The following is a 17940-nucleotide window of genomic DNA, read 5'->3' as shown; positions in this document are numbered from 1 at the left end:
CAAGCCGCAGAATGCAAATTTTTCGCTGCCAGTAGTTTACGAAGCCACGGGCTGGCTGGCCAGTACGCGGGCGGCCTGGGCAGCGTGGCGCTGCAAGTGCAGCACTAGGTACTCAAGTTGGTCAACCAAGCGCAGGCGCAGCAGCGGAAACAGCGGGTTGGGGATGCGCACGGCGTTGGCGTTCACTTGGCGGGCGCGCAGCACGAGGCTCAGCAGCTCGTCGAGCTGGCGGCTGTACACCTCCGTCACGGTGCGGGTGAGGCGGGTGCCGGTGGGGGCGTAGCGCTGGGGCGTCACGCGGGGTTTTTCGGCGGCGGGCACGCGCAGGTCGGCCACCAGGCGGGCCCCTACGAAGCCATTTTTTACCGTGGGCGCGGGCTTGCTACCGCGCTCCTGGGCCCGACGCAAGCGGGCGCCGATGGTGGGCAGAAAATAGCCGCCCACGATGTTGAGGTGCTCCAGGCATTCGCCCACGCTCCAGGGCCCCGGGCCGGGGCCAGGCCGGCGGTTCAGCACCTCGGGCCCCAGCGGGCGAAACTGGCGCTGGGCCTGCACCCGCAACACCAACAGGGCATTGGTGAGGTCGTCGAAGAATTCGGAAGTGGGGCGGGGGGGCGCGGGCATACGCAAAGAGACGCTTACAGGAATGTAATATTACAGCCAGCTACCCGATTCGGTTCGATTTACCTTGGCTGTGGCCCGGGTGGGCCTGTTTCCTCGCCGAGTAGCGGCGAGCCGGGCCAGCAGGGGCCCCAGGCACGGGCGCACGGCTCAAAGTGGCCCCAGGCTTAGCAGACTAAATTCAAAAGTGCAGGTCAGGAATTGAAATGCTAACTAATTAGTATTTCGATTCCTGACCTGCACTTTCTAGCTTGTGGCTAGCGCGCCGGCGGGCCGGCGCGTGGCCTTACTCTGCGGTGGACTCGTCGCGGCCAGCGTTGGGCTTCGGGGCTGTGACGGCTTGCTCGTCGGGGGTGCCGGCGGGGCGGAAATTTTCCTGGGCGGCAGGACCGTTATTTTTCGCCGTACGCTCCTGGCTGGTGTAGTCGCCTTGGGCCGGTGAGCCGCCGGTGGCCCCAGACTGGCCGGCAGCGTACTGGTCGTCGTAGGAGCCACCCTTCGAGCCGAAGCCCTCGTGCTTAGCCTGCTGGGCCGCGTTGGGCCCCTCGCCAAAGCCGCTGCGGTCGTCGCCGGTGGCGTAATTGGGCTTGTTGGCCTCGCCCTGGCGGCCTCTGTCGCCGTAGCCTTCGCCGGCGGCATCGGGAGCGGGCGTGCCGCCGGTAGCGGGCGGCGCCGGGGCGGCACCCGTGGCCGCCGAGCCGCCGGGCCCGTTGGCCGAACCCTGGTTGTCGTAGCCGCCGCGTGAGGAGCGGTCGTCTTCGCCCTGGTTGCGCTGGGGTGCATCAGTGGGGGCCGCCGTGGGCGTGGGGCCCCCACCGCCGAAGGCCGTGTGGCCATAGTCGGCGGCGTAGCCAGGGCCCTGGGGAGGAGCCGCGCTGTTGTCGTTCTGCTGGTTGGCGCGGGCATCGGTGCGGCCCGGCAGGTTACGGGTGTCGTACTGATTGCCGCGGCCGTCGGGGCCCGGGGTTTCGGGGCCGGGCGCGGGCGGTAGGGCGGCGTCGTGCGAGTTAGCATTCACTAGCTGGTCGCGGTCGGGCTGGTAGGAATTGTGCTGCGGGCCGGGCTCGCCGGGGCCCCCGTAGTAGCGGTCTTCGGGCGAGTTGCGGGGCTCGTAATCGGCCTCGCGGTACTGGTTGCCGTAGCCGCCGTGGGTATTGTGGTCGCCCTGGCGGCCAAACTCGCCCCGGCTGGCGTCGGCCTGTTGGTTATCGAGGCGCTCTTGGTCGCCAAACACGTCCTGCGTCGCGTTGCTCAGGTTGCCGCCGTAGGCATTGGGTTGCCCGGCCGCGGCCGGGGCGCTGGGCTCGGGCTCGAGGTCGGCGGGGTCGGCCTCCTTGTTTTCCTGCTGGCCGTGGTCATCCACGCCGCCTTCGCCCGCGCTGGTTTCGGCCGCGGCCAACTGCTCGCTCGACACCGGCTGCACGGCGGGCGTGCCGGCCGGGGGCACGGGCTGGGTGGCGGTGTTGCCCTTGGGGCCGCCCAGGCGGTTGCCGGCGATGTCGTTCGATTCGGTGTTGAGGTTTTCCGTGCTCATGGGGCGAAGAAGTGAAGGGGTGGGAATGCCCAAGGGGCCCTAAACTATACGCGCCCCCCGGGCCACGGTTGGGGCCCCGGCGCGGCGGGTTGCGGGCGGGGCCGTATTTTTGCCGCCACGCTTCTCTTTTATTTTCGATTCGCTGCTTATGGAAACCGGTACGGTTAAATTTTACGACGACGCCAAGGGCTTCGGCTTCATCATCCCCGACGGCACAGAGGAGGAGATTTTCGTGCACCACACCGGCCTCATCCACGAAATTGAGGCTGGCGACCGGGTGCAGTTCTCCGTCAAAGCCGGCAAAAAAGGCCCCAACGCCGTCGACGTAACGCGCGTCGCGTAGCCCGCATTGCCCCGCAAAAAAGCCGGCCCCGCAGTGTGCGGGGCCGGCTTTTTTGCGGGGCAATGCGGGCGTTATTTCTTCGTCGGGGGCTGGTACTTGGCCACGCGCACGCCCACGGCCATCAGCCCGGGCAGCTGGTCCTGGCGCATGAACTGCTCCAGGGTGAGGGTGTAGTTGCCGGGCTGGGCGAAGCGCTGGCGGGGCAGGGCCAGAATCTGGTGGTCGTAGATGTCGCCGGTGCCGCTGCCGCGGGGCTCGCCGGTTTTGGGGTCCATCAGCAGCATTTGGTGCAGCAGCGGGGCCCCCACGCGGCCGCCGGGCCCCGTGAGCGTGGCCTTCACATAAAGGTTGTAAAACGGGTACACCGAGGCGTTGCGCACGTCGAAGTACACGTCGTAGCGGGCAGCCGTGTCGGCAATGGCAAACGTGAAGGCGGGCTTGCGCTGCACGTCCCACGAGTTGCTGGGGAAGTCGGTGTTTTCCTCAAACACGCGGTTGGGGTCGCAGCCGGCCAGCGCCAGCAAGCCCATGGCCCCCACCAGCGCCCATGGCCGGGCCAGAAATCTCACGTTAAAAAATCGAAGCATAACCATTTACTGTCAATAGCTTAAGCACCGGCCGGCGCGGGGCCAGCACTGGGGTTGGGGGTGCCGCCTTCGTTGCTGCGGCCTTCGCCGCCCCGGCCGCCACCGCGGCGGCCACCGCGCCCGCCGCGGCCTTCGCGGGGGGCCCCGGCGTCGCCGGCGGGGCGGGGCGTGGGCGCGTCGGGGTTGCGGCGGGGGCCCTCGGGGCGCTCGTTGCGGGGCGCGCGGGGCTCGCCGGCTTCGCCCTCGGGGCGGGTGCCGTCGGCCGAGCGGCCACGGCCGTTGCGGCGGTTGAGGGGTCGGGCGGCGGCGCCGCGGCGGCCCCGCTGTTCGGGGGCGGCGTCGCCGGCGGCGGGGGCCCCGGCGGCTTCGCGGGGCGCGTCGGAAGCGGCCGGGGCCGGGGCCGGGCGGCGCTCAGCGGCGGGGCGGGACTCACGGGCTTCGCGCTCGCGCTGTTCTCCACGGGGCTCGCGCTGCTCCCTGGGCTCGCGTTCGCGTTGTTCACGGGGCTCACGCTGTTCGCGTGGTTCCCGGGGCTCGCGGGTAGTGGGGCGCTCGGCGCGGGGGGCACGGGGGGCCCCGGCGGCGGCGGCGGGAGCTTCGGCAGTGCCGTCGGTGGGCTTGCCTTTTTTGCGCTTGCTGCGCTTGCTACCGGTGCGGATCTGGTCGTCGAGACGGTCGAGCGAGCCCTCCACAATGGCCGATACTTCGGGCTCCGGCTCCTCCTCGCGGGGGGGCAGGAGGTTCTCGATTTTTTCGCCGCGCTTGTTCATCTCTAGCAGCTCGCGCACGCGGGCGGCCTCCAGCATCACCCAGTTGTTGTCGCCCTTGATGGCGAACCACATGCGGCGGCGGAAGATGTCAGTTTTCTGCAAAAACGCCTCGCCCTTTGTGGTTTGCAGCGGGCGCTGCACCTGCGGAATGTCTTTGAGGGCGTCGAGGTAGGCGTCGAGCTCGTAGTTGAGGCAGCACTTAAGGCGCCCACACTGGCCGGCCAGCTTCTGGGGGTTCAGGCTCAGGTTTTGGTAGCGCGCGGCGGTGGTGCTCACGGTTTTAAAGTCGGTAAGCCACGTCGAGCAGCACAGCTCGCGCCCGCAGATGCCGATGCCGCCGATGCGGCCGGCCTCCTGGCGCAGCGAAATCTGGCGCATCTCCACCCGCACCCGAAACTCATCGGCCAACCGCCGGATCAGCTCGCGGAAGTCCACCCGGTCTTCGGCCGAGTAGAAAAACAGGGCCTTCGTGCGGTCGGCCTGGTACTCCACGTCGCTGAGCTTCATGCGCAAGCGCAGCTCGCCCACCATGGCCCGGGCTCGGAACATGGTGCCGTTTTCAAGGTCGCGCACGGCCTGCCAGCGCTCCTCGTCGTCGGGCGTGGCCACGCGCAGGATGTTGCGGATGTCTTTGGTGTCGGTGGGCACCTTTTTCTTGCGCATTTGCAGGCGCACCAGCTCGCCCTTCAGGCTCACGTGGCCCAGGTGCCAGCCGCTGCCGGTGGCCTCCACCACCACGGCGTCGCCCGTCACAAGCGGCAGGCGGTCGGCGTTGCGGAAGAACTCTTTGCGGCCGCCTTTGAAGCGAATTTCCACAATGTCGAAGCCCGCGAAGGAGTCGGGCACGTCCACGTCGGCCAGCCAATCGAAGACGTTGAGGCGGGTGCAGCCACTGCTGCAGCCCCCTTTGGAGCCGCAGCCGCCTACCTTGCTGGTAGAGCAGCCGCCGCCGGAGGAACAAGTTGAACAAGCCATGAGGCCGAGGATATATATAGTGTGAAGCGGCGCTTTGTCCGGGCCGCAGAAAGTTCGGAATCTAGCAAAGATAGCCGTTTCAGGAGGGCAACGGGCACCCCCCGCCAGCGCCCCGCTACCGGGGCCCCAGCCCCCCGGCCGGGCCCTAAAAAAGCCTGCGGCGGGGCCGCGGGCTTTTCGGGCCAATTCGTTTGGCGAGCCCGTGCCGGCGGGCACCGGGGCCCGTCTTTCACGGCAAAAAGCACCGCCCTGCCCCCGGCGCACCGGCCAAAGTGCTGGCCAGAAAACTGGCTGCAAACCCGGCGCTGGCTGTCATTTCCGCGTAGGAATAGTAGCACTCCAGCTTTTTTTTGGCTTATCTGCTATTCCTACGCAAGACTTTATGAACGAGCTTATTGAAATTCGACATCTGCAAAATACTGACTATGAGGCCGTGAAGGCCGCCATGTTGCAAGCTTACCCCAGCATGGGCAGCTACTGGCGGCGCGAGCAGCTGGCCCGGCTGGTGGCCATTTTCCCCGAAGGCCAGTTTGTGGTGACGGTCAACGGCGACGTGGTGGCGGCCGCACTGGCCCTCATCATCGACCACGAAAAACTGACCCGCGAGCATACTTTTCAGGAGGTGACGGGCGACTACACGTTCTCGACCCACGACCCGGCCGGCGACACGCTCTACGGCATCGAGGTATTCGTGGTGCCGGCCATGCGCGGGCGGCGGCTGGCGCGCCGCCTCTACGAGGCCCGCAAGGAACTGTGCGAGCGCCTCAATCTGCGCGCCATCAACTTCGGGGCGCGCATTGCGGGCTACCACGCCTACCAGGACACGCTTTCGCCCAAAGAATACGTGCGCCGGGTGAAGGACCGCGCCATCGTGGACCCGGCCCTCAACTTCCAGCTGGCCAACGACTTCCACCCGGTGCGGGTGCTGCGTGGCTACCTGCCCGGCGACGAGGCCAGCGGCGACTATGCCCTGCTCATGGAGTGGGACAACATGCTGTACGACACCCGCCCCACGCCGGCCGTGGCCCAGAAAACGCAGGTGCGCCTGGGCCTCGTGCAGTGGCAAATGCGCCTCTATGACGGCCTGGAAGACATGTTCCAGCAGGTGGAGTACTTCGTGGATGCGCTGGCCGCCTACCGCGCAGACTTCGCGCTCTTCCCCGAGCTATTTCACGGCCCCTTGATGGCCGAGACCAACGAGCTGTCCGAAATCGACGCCATTCGCAAGCTCAGCCAGTTCTCGGACGAGATTCTGGCCCGCTTTACCAAGCTGGCAGTGCAGTACCACATCAACATCATCACCGGCTCGATGCCCGTGGTGGGCGACGATGGCCAGCTGCTGAACGTGGGCTACCTCTGCCGCCGCAACGGCTCGGTGGAGCGCTACGAGAAAATCCACGTCACGCCCAACGAGGCCAAGTACTGGGCCCTGCGCGGCGGCACCCGCCTACAGACGTTCGATACCGACTGCGGCCCCATCGGGGTGCTCATCTGCTACGATTCGGAGTTTCCGGAGCTGGCCCGCCTGCTCGCCGACCAGGGCATGAACATCCTGTTCATTCCCTTCCTGACGGATACCCAGACGGCTTACTCGCGGGTGCGGCATTGCGCCCAAGCCCGCGCCATCGAAAACGAGTGCTATGTGGCCATGGCCGGCTCGGTGGGCAACCTGCCCAGGGTCAAGAACATGGATATCCAGTACGCCCAGAGTGCGGTGCTCACGCCCTGCGATTTCGCCTTTCCCAACACCGGCGTGAAAAGCGAGGCTACGCCTAATACGGAGATGATTCTGGTGACCGACGTGGACCTGACCATCCTGGACCGCCTGCGCCACAGCGGCAGCGTGCAAAACCTGCGCAACCGCCGCCACGACATGTACAAGCTCTCAGCCGCCGAGCTGATGCCCAAGCACTAGGGCCCCACGGGGCCCTAGTGTGCGCCTTTCCAAATCCCTACTTTTTAGCTATTTACATTCTTCCAACATGGCAGGAAAACTCACGGGCAAAGTCGCCCTAATCACCGGCGCGAGTGCTGGCATCGGCGCGGCCTGCGCCCGCGCCCTGGCCGCCGAAGGGGCGCAGCTCATCCTCACCGCCCGCCGCGAAGAGCGCCTCGAAGCCCTGGCCAACGAGCTGGCCGCCCACGCGCCCCGGCCCATCATCGTGCTTGGCGACGCCCGCGACGAGGAAACGGCCCGCCAGGCTGTGCAAGCCGCGCTGGACGGCCCCGGCCGCCTCGACATCCTGCTCAACAACGCGGGCACCGGCAACTACAAAAACCTGGTGGACACCAGCGCCGACGAGTACGACGACTTGATGGACACCAACATGCGCTCGACGTTCCTATTCACGCGCCACGCGGCCCCAGTGCTCATCAAGCAGGGCTCGGGCACCATCCTCATGCTCTCGTCGATGGCCGGTGTGTATGGCTTTGCGGGCGAGGCGGTGTACTGCGCCACTAAGTTTGCCCAGGTCGGCTTTGCCCAGGCCCTGGACAAGGAGTTGCGCCCCCACGGCATCAAAGTCGGGGCGATTTGCCCGGGCGGCGTCAAAACCGAGTTTGCCCTCGGCCGCGGTCGCACCGAAGACAGCGTGGCCAACTCCGACATGCTAGAGCCCGAAGACGTGGCCGGGGCCGTGCTGCTGGCCTGCACGCAGTCGCCAGGTTCGCGCATCATCGAAATCCAAATGCGCACCATGGCCGAGGGCCTGTAGCCGCAGCCCCGTGCCGTCGCGCTTATGTTCAAAAAAGCCCTTCGCAAGCTTGCGAAGGGCTTTTCTATTGGCAGGAAGGTGCTGGGGCCCCCAGGGTACCAGCGCCACTTTTGCGCAGCTTGCTTTTGCGTGATGATGCCGTGACCGTGGGCAGCCCCGGGGCCCTAGGGCAGCCGGTACACGGCCACGCCCTGGGCCGTGAACAGGTAGGCGTACTGCTCGCCCACCAGTACTTGGCGCAGGGCCCCGGCGTCGGCCGCGGCGGGCAGGGCCACGGCGCGGCTGGTCAGGTTGTAAAGGTGGAAGAACCGCACCTGGCCGCCGTCGAGGTAGTACAATTCATCGCCCCGGAAGCCCACCGTGCTCAGCCCTGGCAAGGGCAGCTTTTTCTTGTAATTGCCCAGGTTATCAAACACGTACACGCCGGTCGTTTTGTCCACCAAGTACGTGTTGTTCTGGTATTGCCGGATGAACCGGAAGTCGGGCCGCGTGCGGCCAATGAGAATGTCGAGCGGCGTGTTTTGCACCAGACGCAGGGCCCCGGGGTCGAACTCGCGCAGCGTGAGCGTGCTCTCGTCGAGCAGCCACACCTGGCCGTCGGGGGCCAGCGTGGCCACGCGCACCGTGCCGTCGAGGTAGTCGGCCAGGCGCAGCTCGCTGAGCGGGGCCAGGAAGCGGTCGAGCAGCACGAGCTGCTGGCGGTCGTCGTAAAAAACGAGGGTAGTGGTGAGGTTGAAGGCTTCGAGTTGGCCCACGTGGCCGGGCTGGGCGGGCGCATAGGTGTTCAGCGGCAAGCCCTCGGGCCCAAACTGGCGGATGTTGTTGTCGGCATCGGCCACGTAGAGGCCCCCGCGCCGGTCGAGCGAGGCCGCGCCGGGGTTGGGCAGTCGCAGGGTGCGCACCAGGGCCCAGGCCCCGGCGGCGGGCACCTCGGCCGGGGCCGGGGCCGGAGCAGTGGCCGGGCGCGGGGCTTCCACCGGGGCCACCACGGCGGCGGGGGCCACCGAGGCCGCGTTGGGCACGGTGGCCTGGGCGCGGGCCGCCAGGGTGCCGGCGGCCAGCAACAGGGCCCCCAACGGGCGTGCCACGCATCGGCTACTGCTGCTCAAAGTACCGCAAAACCAGGTCGTTGCCATCGTAGTCGGCGTACGAGCAATAATTGACCCACTCGCCGAGGTTGACGTAGCGGCTGCCGGGGCCCACGGCCAAATCCAGGGGCAAGTGGCGGTGGCCGAACACGTAATAATCGTGGTGCTGGCGGGCCTCTAGCGCGCGGCAGTACACGAGCAGCCACTCGTCTTCGCCGAAGTACTTGGCGTCGGCGGCCGTGTTCTGGATGCGGCTGCGCTTGCTCCAGCCACTGGCCAGGCCGATGCCCAGGTTGGGGTGCAGCCGGGCAAAGAGCCACTGCGCCAGGTCGGAGGTGAACACCTTTTTCAGGGCCTTGTAGCTGTGGTCTTTGGGCCCCAGGCCGTCGCCGTGTCCAATGTGAAACAGCTGGTTGCCAATCTGCTGCGTCACCGCTTCGCGCAGGATGGGAATCCCCAGCTCTTCGGTGAAGTAGCCGAACATCCACAGGTCGTGGTTGCCGGTGAAGATGTAGATCGGGAGGCCCGCATCGGCCAGCTCGGCCAGCTTGCCTTGCAGCCGGATGAAGCCGCGCGGGACGGCGTGGCGGTACTCAAACCAGAAATCGAACAGGTCGCCGACCAGGTAGATGGCCGCCGCGTCGCGGGCGGCCATGTCCAGCCAGCGCACAATGCGCTTCTCGCGCACCGCCGACGTGGCCGCATCGGGCGTGCCCAAGTGGAAATCGGAAGCGAAGTACACCCGGCGGCCGGGCGGCAGGGCCAGCGGGGGCAGCGTGGGGGACAAGGAACTCATGCAGCAGCGTCGGGGGTGAGGGCCCCGGCGGCGGGCGCGTCGTCGAGCAGAAACAGCACCAGCCGGCGCGGGCCGTGGGCCCCCAGCACCAGAGTTTTTTCGATATCGGCGGTGCGGCTGGGGCCCGAGGTGAGGGAGGTCATCGAGGGCAAGTCCGCGCCGTAGCGGGCTTGCAGCCCGCGCAGCGCGTCGCCGATTTCGGCCACCACCTGGCCGGTGCGGGCCAGCACCAAGTGCTGGTCGGGGTACACGCTGAGACGGCGGCCGCTAGCCGTAGCCGGGGCCACCAGCAGGCTGCCGGTGCGGGCCACCAGCGCCTCGCAGGTGGTGAGGCTGGCGTCGGCGTGGGCCACAAACTCGGTTTCGTCGGCCACAAAAGGCACCTGGCCGGTGTAAAGCACCCGCTGCAGCGCCGCTTCCCAGGCAAATAGGCGGCCAATTTGCTGCTCCTCCAGGTAAGCGCTCAACTGGGCAATGAAGTGCGCTTCGGAGGTACAATAGAAAAACACGCCGCCCACGCGCACGAAGCTTTCGGCGAAGGCCACGGCCAGATCGGTGGGCAGCGGCGGGTGCACTAGGGCCTCAAAATCGGGGCGCGGGGGCTGCGGCGCGGGTTGCGCTAGCCCTTGGCGGATGCGGGCGAGCACAGCGGTGCGCGCCGCGGCAGCGTAAGAATCAGGAACCATGCGATAAAGAAAATAGGAGGGCGAAGATACGGCTGGGGCCGGGCTAGCGCCAGGGCCCCGACCGTGCCAATTAGGGCCCCTGCGCTTCGCGTATTTATACGTGGGTGCAACACTTATTTTAGCACCTATCTTTACATCCAGCAATTACTCAATACATTTTCACTTAGCTATTTGCCTATTAAATGACCATTTACTTCTTGCATTCGTTCTATCCGGCCTACCAAGTGCCGCCGGTATCGCTCGCCCTCGCCCCCGGCTGGATTTGCCTCACGCACTCCTACACCGATTAATTCCGGGCTCCGCGCCGGTTTTATAAGTACTGAGCCATTGGCTGATGGCTATTATTCTTAATAGTAAGCAGTTAAGTTAAAAAGGTTAACTTTCTAATTATTAATAGTCGCTTGAGCATAAAAAAACCCGCCCTCGATTACCGAGGGCGGGTTTTTTGTTGAGCTAACCAGCTTGTTAAACACCAGCCACGGCGCTACCGCTGGGCGCGGCGGCTTCGCTGGGGCCCCCGCCGGTGTCGAGGCCGGGCAGGTGCAGTTCGGGCAGGTCGCTGCCGATGGTGGCGCCGGCGTGCTCGTTGATCAGCTCGCTGGCGGTTTCGCTGCGGTCGGTGCCGGCCATGTGGGCCTGGTAGTTGGTTTGGCCACCGAAGGGGCGCTTGCCCACCAGGCGCTCCAGGTCGTCTTGTAGAAGCACTTCTTTTTCCAGCAGCTCCTTGGCAATCACTTCCAGCTCATGGCGGCGCTCGGTGAGCAGCTCCTTGGTGCGGGTGTAGGCCTGGTCGATGATGGTACGCACTTCTTCGTCAATCATTTGCGAAGTGGCTTCCGAATAAGGCTTCGAGAAGCCGTACTCGTTCTGGCCCTTCGAGTCGTAGTACGACACGTTGCCGAGCTTCGAGTTCATGCCGTACATCGTCACGATGGAATAGGCCATCTTGGTGATGCGCTCCAAGTCGCTCAGGGCACCGGTCGAGATTTTGCCGAACACCAGTTCCTCGGCGGCGCGGCCACCCAGGGCCATGCACATCTCGTCGATCAACTGCTCGGTATTGTACAAGAACTGCTCTTTGGGCAGGTACTGCGCGTAGCCGAGCGCGGCCACGCCGCGAGGCACGATGCTAACTTTCACCAACGGGTCGCAGTGCTCCAAGAACCAGCCCACGATGGCGTGGCCAGCTTCGTGGTAGGCCACAATGCGCTTTTCGCTGGGCGAAATAATTTTATTCTTCTTCTCCAGGCCCCCAATCACGCGGTCGATGGCATCGGTAAAGTCCTGGTTGGTGATAAACTTCTTATCGCGGCGGGCAGCGATGAGGGCCGCTTCGTTGCAGACGTTGGCGATTTCGGCACCCGCAAAGCCAGGCGTTTGGGCCGACAGCTTCTTGGCGTCTACATCGGGGCCCAAAGTCAGCGGCTTCAAGTGCACCTGGAAAATCTGGGTGCGGCCGTTGATATCGGGCTTGTCGATGCTGATCTGGCGGTCGAAGCGACCGGGACGCAGCAGAGCCGAGTCAAGGGTATCGGGGCGGTTGGTAGCGGCCAGGATGATGACGCCGGAGTCGGTGCCGAAGCCGTCCATTTCTACTAGCAGCGAGTTCAGGGTGTTCTCGCGCTCGTCGTTGCCGCCGGGCATGTTGCCCTTGCTGCGCGAGCGGCCCACAGCGTCAATCTCGTCAATAAAGATGATGCACGGAGCCTTGGCCTTGGCCTGCTTGAACAAGTCGCGTACCCGGGCCGCGCCCACACCCACAAACATCTCAACGAAGTCGGAGCCCGACAGTGAGAAGAATGGCACGTCGGCTTCGCCAGCTACGGCCTTGGCCAGCAATGTTTTGCCAGTACCGGGAGGGCCAACGAGCAGGGCCCCCTTCGGGATTTTACCGCCCAGGATGGTGAACTTGCTGGGGTTTTTGAGGAACTCCACAATCTCCTGCACTTCCTCCTTGGCTTCTTCAAGCCCGGCCACGTCTTTAAACGTGATTTTCACCTTGTCGCCGCCCTCAAACAAGGCCGCGCGGCTCTTGCCGATGCTGAAAATCTGGCCGCCGGGGCCCCCGGCACCGCCCATGCGCTTCATCATGAAGAGGAAGCCCACCACGAGCAGGGCCAGCAGGCCCCACTTGCCGATGAAGTCGCCCAGGCCCTCGCGCGACTCAATGTTGAGGGCGAGGCGCTGGGCCAGGGGGGTGTCTTTCTGGAGCTGGTCGAGGTTTTCCTGGAACAGCTTGGCATCGACGATGGGGAAGTAGAAGTGGGCGTCGCCGCTTACGCCGAACGGCGATTTGCGCACCAGCTCGCTGGTGTACTGGTTTTTGGCCAGCGCGGCCGGCGTGAGCGACACGTACACCTGCTTCTCGTTGACGAGGGTAATCTTGCCGACGTCGCCGGCGGCCAGCATTTGCTCAAACTTTTGCTGGTTAATTTTGGCGGGGTCGTTGATGTTGCTCACGAACATCACCCCGAACATGAACACGAGCAAGCCGGCCAGCACCCACAGCTGCACCCCGGGCCGGGGCGTAGGGTTGGGCGCGGGTTTTTTCCGCTTGTTGGTGCCGTTAGGCGTTTTATCAGACATAGGACACGAGGTTAAAAAGCACGGATTTTTACGGGAGGGGCCAAAGGCCCGCCGGGGTAGACGGGGCCGGCCCAGTTTTACTTTGGGCTAACCGGCCGGGGCCCCTTTCGTTGGGGCCCCGGGCTGGTTGCATAACACCGGCGGCGGCAAAATCCGTCCCCTAATCGCTCAAAAACAAAGCGGTGGGCCCGTGCTAGGCCGTTACCTCTTCGATGTACGAAATTTGGGCATCGCCCCACAATTCTTCCAACGCGTAGAACTTGCGGCGGTCGCGCAGGAACACGTGCACCACCACGTCCACGTAGTCGAGCAGCACCCACTCGCGGTTGGTGCGGCCTTCGGTCTGCCAGGGGTAGTCGCCGGTGATTTTTTCTACTTCTTCCTCTACCGAGCGGGCAATGGCATCAATCTGGGTGTCGGAGTTGGCCGAGCAGATGATGAAATAATCCGCCACGGCGTTTTTCAGCTCTTTTAAGTTGAGCACAACGATGTCAGAAGCTTTTTTGTCCTGCATGCCGCGTACTACGACGTCTGCCAATGTGTCCGAATCCTGCCGGACCAAGGTGCTTTTCATAAGGTATAATTAGGTTTGAGCCCTGGTTCTGCCGGGGCCCTCAATGCAAGTTACACAACAAAGGTGATGGAAATTAGTCCCCAAACCCTGTTCACGGGCCAGCAGCTGCTGTGGTTGCCCGCGTGCGGCTCTACCAACGCGGAGGCCCAGCGCCTGCTTGGCGAAAACCGGGCCAGCGAAGGCTGCACCGTGGCCACGGGCTACCAAACCGCCGGCCGGGGCCAGCGCGGCAACCACTGGCACGCCGCTGCCGACGAAAACCTGACCCTTTCGGTGGTGTGGATGCCCACGTTTTTGGCCGCCGGCCAGCAGTTTTTGCTCAGCCAGGCGGTGGCCCTGGCGGTGCACGACTGGGCCGCCGCCCGGCTGGGCCCCTCCCCCGCCCTGCGCCTGAAGTGGCCCAACGACCTGTACTACGGCGCCCAAAAAATGGGCGGCATCCTGATTGAAAACGCGCTGAGCGGAACCCAAATTCAGCACAGCATTGTAGGCATTGGCCTGAACGTGAACCAACTGGCCTTTGAGATGCCTACTGCCACGTCGCTGGCCGCCCTCACCGGCCGCGCCTACGGCCTGGGGCCCCTGGCCGCCCACCTGCTCGAGTGCCTGGAGCGGCGCTACCTCCAGCTACGGGCCGGCCAGGTGGGGGCCCTACGCCGCGACTACCTGCAGGTGCTGTACCGCTACCAGGAGCCTCACGCCTATGAGGTGGCCGGCCAGCGGGTGCACGGCCAGATTGTCGGGGTGGGCGAGGACGGCCGCCTGGCGGTGGAAATCGGCGGGGCAGTGCGCTGGTTCGGATTGCAGGAAATTCGGCACGCGTAGTCAACCATTTAGGGGGTTTGCGCATCTACCTTCGCAGCGCGGCACGGTGCTTGATTTATTATTTAACAACGACCGGTTATTATTTAACAACGACCGGCTGCCGGGGCCAGTCCGTTGTTTTTTCGGCCCCGCCGCGCCCCGATTGTTTCCTCCCCCGCTTTTCTTTTTTCTGCGATGAAAATATTTACCCTGTTTTTTTTGGCGCTGGCCGCGGCCGGCCTTGCCGGGGCCCCCACCGCCACGGCCCGCACGCCTAAGCCACTCGTGCTGCTCGCCGGCCCGGTGCAGGGCCCCGGCGAGGCCCTCGGCCTGAGCTTGTACCCCAACCCCAGCCACGGCTTCGTGACGGTGCAAATGCGCCAGCCCGCCGGCCCCGCCTACCTGCTGCGCCTGAGCAACGTCATCGGCCAGGAAATTCGCTCCGTGGCCCTGCGCCCCGAAATCAGCTTCCCCGGCCTGAGCCTGAACCTGACCGACCTGCCCGGCGGCCTGTACTTCTACAGCCTGGTGGTTGACGGCAAGGTGGCCAGCACCAAGCGCCTGGTGCTCCAAAACTGACGGCCCGGGGCCCTACCCGCACTTCTTCGTTTCCCGAAAGCAGCCCCTGGCTGCTTTCGGTGTTTATGGGCGTACCGGGGCCCTGAAGCTCACCGGGTGGGCGGCCCGGCGCCCGTGCCTACTTTTGAGCTTTGCTAGCCGCGCCCGGCCCTTTTCGATTTGCCCGCAGGCCCCCACAGGGCCGGGGCCGCACTACTTTTTTTATGCGTTTCCAACGATTAAACAACCTCGTCGGGTGGCTCGTGTTCGCCATCGCCGCCGCCACCTACCTCAGCACGCTCGAGCCCACGGCCTCGTTCTGGGACTGCGGCGAGTTCATCGCCTGCGCCTACAAGCTGCTGGTGCCGCACCCGCCCGGGGCCCCCACGTTCCTGCTACTGGGGCGGCTGTTCTCGCTGTTTTCGTTCGGCGACCCCACTAAGGTGGCCGTGCTCGTGAACGCCCTCTCGGGGCTGAGCAGCGCCTTCACCGTGCTGTTTCTGTTCTGGAGCATTACCCGCATGGCGGCCAAGCTGGTGCTGCGCCGCTCGGCCGTGAACACGCCCACCGAGGAGCCCACCGGCACCGACACGCTGCTGATTCTGGGCGCGGGGGCCGTGGGGGCCTTGGCCTTCGCCTTCACCGATTCGTTCTGGTTCAACGCCGTGGAGGGCGAGGTGTACGCCATGTCGAGCCTGTGCACGGCGGCCGTCGTCTGGCTCATGCTGAAGTGGGAAGGCCACGCCGCCGAGCCCGACTCTGATAAGTGGATCGTGCTGATTGCCTACGTCATCGGCCTCAGCATCGGCGTCCACTTGCTCAACCTGCTCACGCTGCCCGCCCTGGGCCTTATCTACTACTACCGCCGCAACCCCAACCCCAACGTGAAGGGTATTATCGCCGTGATGGCCGTGTGCTTGGTGCTGCTGGCGGCCGTGCTGGTGGGCATCATCCCGGGCTTGCCCACGCTGGCCGGCTACTTCGAAGTGTTCTTCGTGAACACCGTGCGCCTGCCCTTCAACTCGGGCCTCATCATCTTCGTGGTGGCCCTCATCGGCCTGATGGTGTACGGGTTCCGGGTGTCGTTTCAACGCAAAAGCCAGCTCCTGAACACGGCCATGCTGTGCTTCACCTTCATCCTGATCGGGTATTCGAGCTACCTCATCGTGCCCATCCGCTCGTCGTACCACCCTACCATCAACGAGAACGACCCCGAGGATGTGCTGAGCTTCGTGAGCTACCTCAAGCGCGAGCAGTACGGCTCGCGGCCGCTGCTCTACGGCCCCCAATTCAACGCCCAGCCCGACCACAACGAGCCCGGGGCCGCGCGCTACGTGCGCAACACCACCTCGAATACCTACGACGAGGCCCTGCCCCGCGCCCAGGAAGCCGGCTACCGCGACGAGGACAAGATGCTGCTCCCGCGCATCTACAGCCCCGAGGCCAACCACATCCAGGAGTACAAGAAGTGGGTTGACATTCAAGAAGGTGTGAAGCCGACGATGGGCCAGAACCTGTCGTTTTTGTTCCGCTACCAGATGGGCCACATGTTCTGGCGCTACTTCATGTGGAACTACGTGGGGCGCGAGTCCGACGTGCAGCAGGCCGGGGTGGTGACGCCCTTTAGCCCCAGCGCCCACAGCCTGCCCGAGCGCATCGGCCTGAGCAAGGCCCACAACAACTTCTTCGCCATCCCGCTGATTTTGGGCCTTATCGGCCTGTTTTTCCAGAGCCGGCGCGACAGCAAGGACGCCTTGGTGGTGGGCCTGCTGTTCCTGCTCACCGGCTTGGCCATCATCGTGTACCTCAACCAGCCGCCGCTGGAGCCGCGCGAGCGTGACTACACGTTTGCGGGGGCCACGTTTGCCTTCGCCATCTGGATCGGGCTGGGCGTGCTCGGCATCGCCGATCTGCTGCGCTCGGCCATTAAGAACGAGGGGCCCCGGGCGGCCATTGCCATTGCGCTGGGCGTAGTGGCACCGGGCATCCTGGCTGCCCAGGGCTGGGACGACCACGACCGCTCGGGCCGCTACAACTCGGTGGATTCGGCCAAGAACCTGCTCAATAGCTGCGCCCCGAACGCCATTTTGTTCACCAACGGCGACAACGACACCTTCCCGCTCTGGTACGCCCAGGAGGTGGAGGGCGTGCGCACCGACGTGCGCGTGGCCGTGCTCAGCTACCTGAACACCGACTGGTACATCCAGCAGATGAAGCGCCGCTCGTACCTCTCGCAGCCGCTGCCCATCAGCATGGGCGAGAAGGGCTACGCGCAGGGCACCAACGATTACCTGCCCTTCGCCCAGAACCCGGCCGTGAAGGAGGTGGACGTGAAGCAGTTCATCCAATTGGTGCAGCAAAACAGCCCGCTGCTGCAAGTGCAGTACCAGGAAGACGGCCCCGGCATCATGTCGTTCCCGACGCCGAACTTCTACCTGCCCGTGGATACGACGGCCTTTAAGAAGTTGGGCCTCATTCCCAAGGGCCGCGAAAACCAGCTCGTGGACCGCATGGACTGGAGCATGGGCAAGCGCGGCATCGAGAAGAAGAACCTGGTGATCCTCGACATGATTGCCACCAACAACTGGAAGCGGCCCATCTACTTCAGCTCCACCGTCACGCCGAGCGACTACATGAACCTGCAGCCCTACTTCCAGCTGGAAGGCCTGGCCTACCGCCTGCTGCCGCTGAAGGACCCCAACTACACGCCCCAGGGCGAGGACGGCTACGTGGACCTCGACCTGAACTACCGCGAGCTGATGAAAACCTTCAGCTACCGGGGCCTGACAAACGACAAGATTTTCTACGACGAGAACAGCCTGAAATTCCCGTCGAACTACCGCGACAAGTTTGCCCGCCTAGCCAACACGTACCTCGAGCGCGGCAACAAGGCCAAGGCCAAAGAGGTGGCCGACTACTGCTTGCAGGTGATGCCCGACAAGGCCATTCCCTACGACTACTACTCGCCCCAGCTAGTGCCGGCCCTCATCGCAGGCGGCGAAAAGCAGCGCGCCGACAACATCCTCGACACGATGACGCGCCGCTCCATCCAGATGCTGTCGTACTACGCGGCCCGCCCCGACGGCAGCCTCTTCGACTACGACCAGCGCCTGCACCTCGTCAACCTCCAGTACGTGTACCGCTCGGCCCTGCAAGTGGGCGACACCGTGCGGGCCCAAAAGGCATTTGCCGTGCTCCAGCCCTACCTGCAAGGCCAAGGCCAGTAGCAGCCCCCGGGGCCCTAAATCCAAAAAGGGCCGGCCCGCAGCAATGCGGGCCGGCCCTTTTTTAGTGGCCAAAACGA

Annotated in this window: 15 protein-coding genes; 6 read left to right on the top strand and 9 right to left on the bottom strand. The window is 64.9% G+C overall.

All coding sequences use genetic code 11. From position 1 onward, the window contains the following. Positions 1-36 precede the first annotated feature (36 nt). Together EAH73_RS05890 and EAH73_RS05885 are read right to left on the bottom strand one after the other, a co-directional pair. A complete protein-coding gene (locus EAH73_RS05890; protein WP_140465561.1) occupies positions 37-624 on the bottom strand; it encodes a DinB family protein in 588 nt (195 codons plus the stop codon). Positions 625-907: 283 nt separating this feature from the next. Continuing rightward, a complete protein-coding gene (locus EAH73_RS05885; protein ID WP_140465560.1) occupies positions 908-2155 on the bottom strand; it encodes a hypothetical protein in 1248 nt (415 codons plus the stop codon). 148 nt (positions 2156-2303) lie between these two features. Between EAH73_RS05885 and EAH73_RS05880 the strand changes: the two genes are divergently transcribed. Further along, positions 2304-2498, top strand: coding sequence for a cold-shock protein (locus tag EAH73_RS05880; RefSeq protein ID WP_140465559.1), 195 nt, complete (start codon positions 2304-2306; stop codon positions 2496-2498). Between the two features lie 71 nt (positions 2499-2569). Here the strand turns inward: EAH73_RS05880 and EAH73_RS05875 are convergent, their stop codons facing one another. Continuing rightward, on the bottom strand, positions 2570-3085 hold the full coding sequence (locus tag EAH73_RS05875; RefSeq protein ID WP_240047157.1) for a gliding motility lipoprotein GldH: 516 nt from the start codon (positions 3083-3085) through the stop codon (positions 2570-2572). Between the two features lie 20 nt (positions 3086-3105). After that, the gene (gene ricT, locus EAH73_RS05870) at positions 3106-4830 is read right to left on the bottom strand and encodes a stage 0 sporulation family protein (protein ID WP_140465558.1); all 1725 of its coding nucleotides are present in this window, start codon (positions 4828-4830) and stop codon (positions 3106-3108) included. Between the two features lie 382 nt (positions 4831-5212). Here ricT and EAH73_RS05865 point away from each other — a divergent pair, with 382 nt between their 5' ends. Then, complete coding sequence (locus tag EAH73_RS05865) at positions 5213-6745, top strand: carbon-nitrogen hydrolase family protein (RefSeq protein WP_140465557.1); 1533 nt, start codon at positions 5213-5215, stop codon at positions 6743-6745. 67 nt (positions 6746-6812) lie between these two features. Next, positions 6813-7544 (top strand): SDR family oxidoreductase, encoded by a 732-nt coding sequence (locus EAH73_RS05860; RefSeq protein ID WP_140465556.1) that lies wholly within the window; start codon positions 6813-6815, stop codon positions 7542-7544. A gap of 164 nt (positions 7545-7708) precedes the next feature. Here the strand turns inward: EAH73_RS05860 and EAH73_RS23355 are convergent, their stop codons facing one another. The 5 genes from EAH73_RS23355 to rsfS form a co-directional block, all read right to left on the bottom strand. Next, positions 7709-8632, bottom strand: coding sequence for a hypothetical protein (locus tag EAH73_RS23355; protein ID WP_193560182.1), 924 nt, complete (start codon positions 8630-8632; stop codon positions 7709-7711). A gap of 7 nt (positions 8633-8639) precedes the next feature. Further along, the gene (locus EAH73_RS05850; RefSeq protein ID WP_140465555.1) at positions 8640-9428 is read right to left on the bottom strand and encodes a UDP-2,3-diacylglucosamine diphosphatase; all 789 of its coding nucleotides are present in this window, start codon (positions 9426-9428) and stop codon (positions 8640-8642) included. Further along, positions 9425-10114 carry a lactate utilization protein C gene (locus tag EAH73_RS05845; protein WP_140465554.1) on the bottom strand — a complete coding sequence of 230 codons (690 nt, stop codon included), beginning with the start codon at positions 10112-10114 and terminating at the stop codon, positions 9425-9427. The genes EAH73_RS05850 and EAH73_RS05845 overlap by 4 nt, the downstream gene beginning before the upstream one ends. A 465-nt stretch (positions 10115-10579) precedes the next feature. Then, positions 10580-12700, bottom strand: a complete 2121-nt coding sequence (gene ftsH, locus EAH73_RS05840) for an ATP-dependent zinc metalloprotease FtsH (protein ID WP_140465553.1) — start codon at positions 12698-12700, stop codon at positions 10580-10582. 193 nt (positions 12701-12893) lie between these two features. Then, complete coding sequence (gene rsfS, locus EAH73_RS05835; protein ID WP_140465552.1) at positions 12894-13274, bottom strand: ribosome silencing factor; 381 nt, start codon at positions 13272-13274, stop codon at positions 12894-12896. Positions 13275-13340: 66 nt separating this feature from the next. On the opposite strand from rsfS, the gene EAH73_RS05830 reads away from it, so the two are divergent. The 3 genes from EAH73_RS05830 to EAH73_RS05820 all read left to right on the top strand — a co-directional run bounded on the left by EAH73_RS05830 (position 13341) and on the right by EAH73_RS05820 (position 17863). Continuing rightward, the gene (locus tag EAH73_RS05830; protein ID WP_140465551.1) at positions 13341-14099 is read left to right on the top strand and encodes a biotin--[acetyl-CoA-carboxylase] ligase; all 759 of its coding nucleotides are present in this window, start codon (positions 13341-13343) and stop codon (positions 14097-14099) included. Positions 14100-14273: 174 nt separating this feature from the next. After that, positions 14274-14657, top strand: coding sequence for a T9SS type A sorting domain-containing protein (locus tag EAH73_RS05825; protein ID WP_140465550.1), 384 nt, complete (start codon positions 14274-14276; stop codon positions 14655-14657). 203 nt (positions 14658-14860) lie between these two features. Beyond that, positions 14861-17863 (top strand): DUF2723 domain-containing protein, encoded by a 3003-nt coding sequence (locus EAH73_RS05820; protein WP_140465549.1) that lies wholly within the window; start codon positions 14861-14863, stop codon positions 17861-17863. Positions 17864-17940 lie beyond the last annotated feature (77 nt).

This window comes from Hymenobacter nivis (assembly GCF_006439025.1).
In the GTDB taxonomy this organism is placed as follows: domain Bacteria; phylum Bacteroidota; class Bacteroidia; order Cytophagales; family Hymenobacteraceae; genus Hymenobacter; species Hymenobacter nivis_A.
The sequence above is the reverse complement of the archived record's forward strand: the minus strand, read 5'-3'. Positions and strand labels throughout refer to the sequence as shown.

Coding starts and splice junctions, on each gene's coding strand:
- EAH73_RS05890 (WP_140465561.1), bottom strand. CDS start 624: ATGCCCGCGCCCCCCCGCCCCACTTCCGAATTCTTCGACGACCTCACC.
- EAH73_RS05885 (WP_140465560.1), bottom strand. CDS start 2,155: ATGAGCACGGAAAACCTCAACACCGAATCGAACGACATCGCCGGCAAC.
- EAH73_RS05880 (WP_140465559.1), top strand. CDS start 2,304: ATGGAAACCGGTACGGTTAAATTTTACGACGACGCCAAGGGCTTCGGC.
- EAH73_RS05875 (WP_240047157.1), bottom strand. CDS start 3,085: ATGCTTCGATTTTTTAACGTGAGATTTCTGGCCCGGCCATGGGCGCTG.
- ricT (WP_140465558.1), bottom strand. CDS start 4,830: ATGGCTTGTTCAACTTGTTCCTCCGGCGGCGGCTGCTCTACCAGCAAG.
- EAH73_RS05865 (WP_140465557.1), top strand. CDS start 5,213: ATGAACGAGCTTATTGAAATTCGACATCTGCAAAATACTGACTATGAG.
- EAH73_RS05860 (WP_140465556.1), top strand. CDS start 6,813: ATGGCAGGAAAACTCACGGGCAAAGTCGCCCTAATCACCGGCGCGAGT.
- EAH73_RS05850 (WP_140465555.1), bottom strand. CDS start 9,428: ATGAGTTCCTTGTCCCCCACGCTGCCCCCGCTGGCCCTGCCGCCCGGC.
- EAH73_RS05845 (WP_140465554.1), bottom strand. CDS start 10,114: ATGGTTCCTGATTCTTACGCTGCCGCGGCGCGCACCGCTGTGCTCGCC.
- ftsH (WP_140465553.1), bottom strand. CDS start 12,700: ATGTCTGATAAAACGCCTAACGGCACCAACAAGCGGAAAAAACCCGCG.
- rsfS (WP_140465552.1), bottom strand. CDS start 13,274: ATGAAAAGCACCTTGGTCCGGCAGGATTCGGACACATTGGCAGACGTC.
- EAH73_RS05830 (WP_140465551.1), top strand. CDS start 13,341: ATGGAAATTAGTCCCCAAACCCTGTTCACGGGCCAGCAGCTGCTGTGG.
- EAH73_RS05825 (WP_140465550.1), top strand. CDS start 14,274: ATGAAAATATTTACCCTGTTTTTTTTGGCGCTGGCCGCGGCCGGCCTT.
- EAH73_RS05820 (WP_140465549.1), top strand. CDS start 14,861: ATGCGTTTCCAACGATTAAACAACCTCGTCGGGTGGCTCGTGTTCGCC.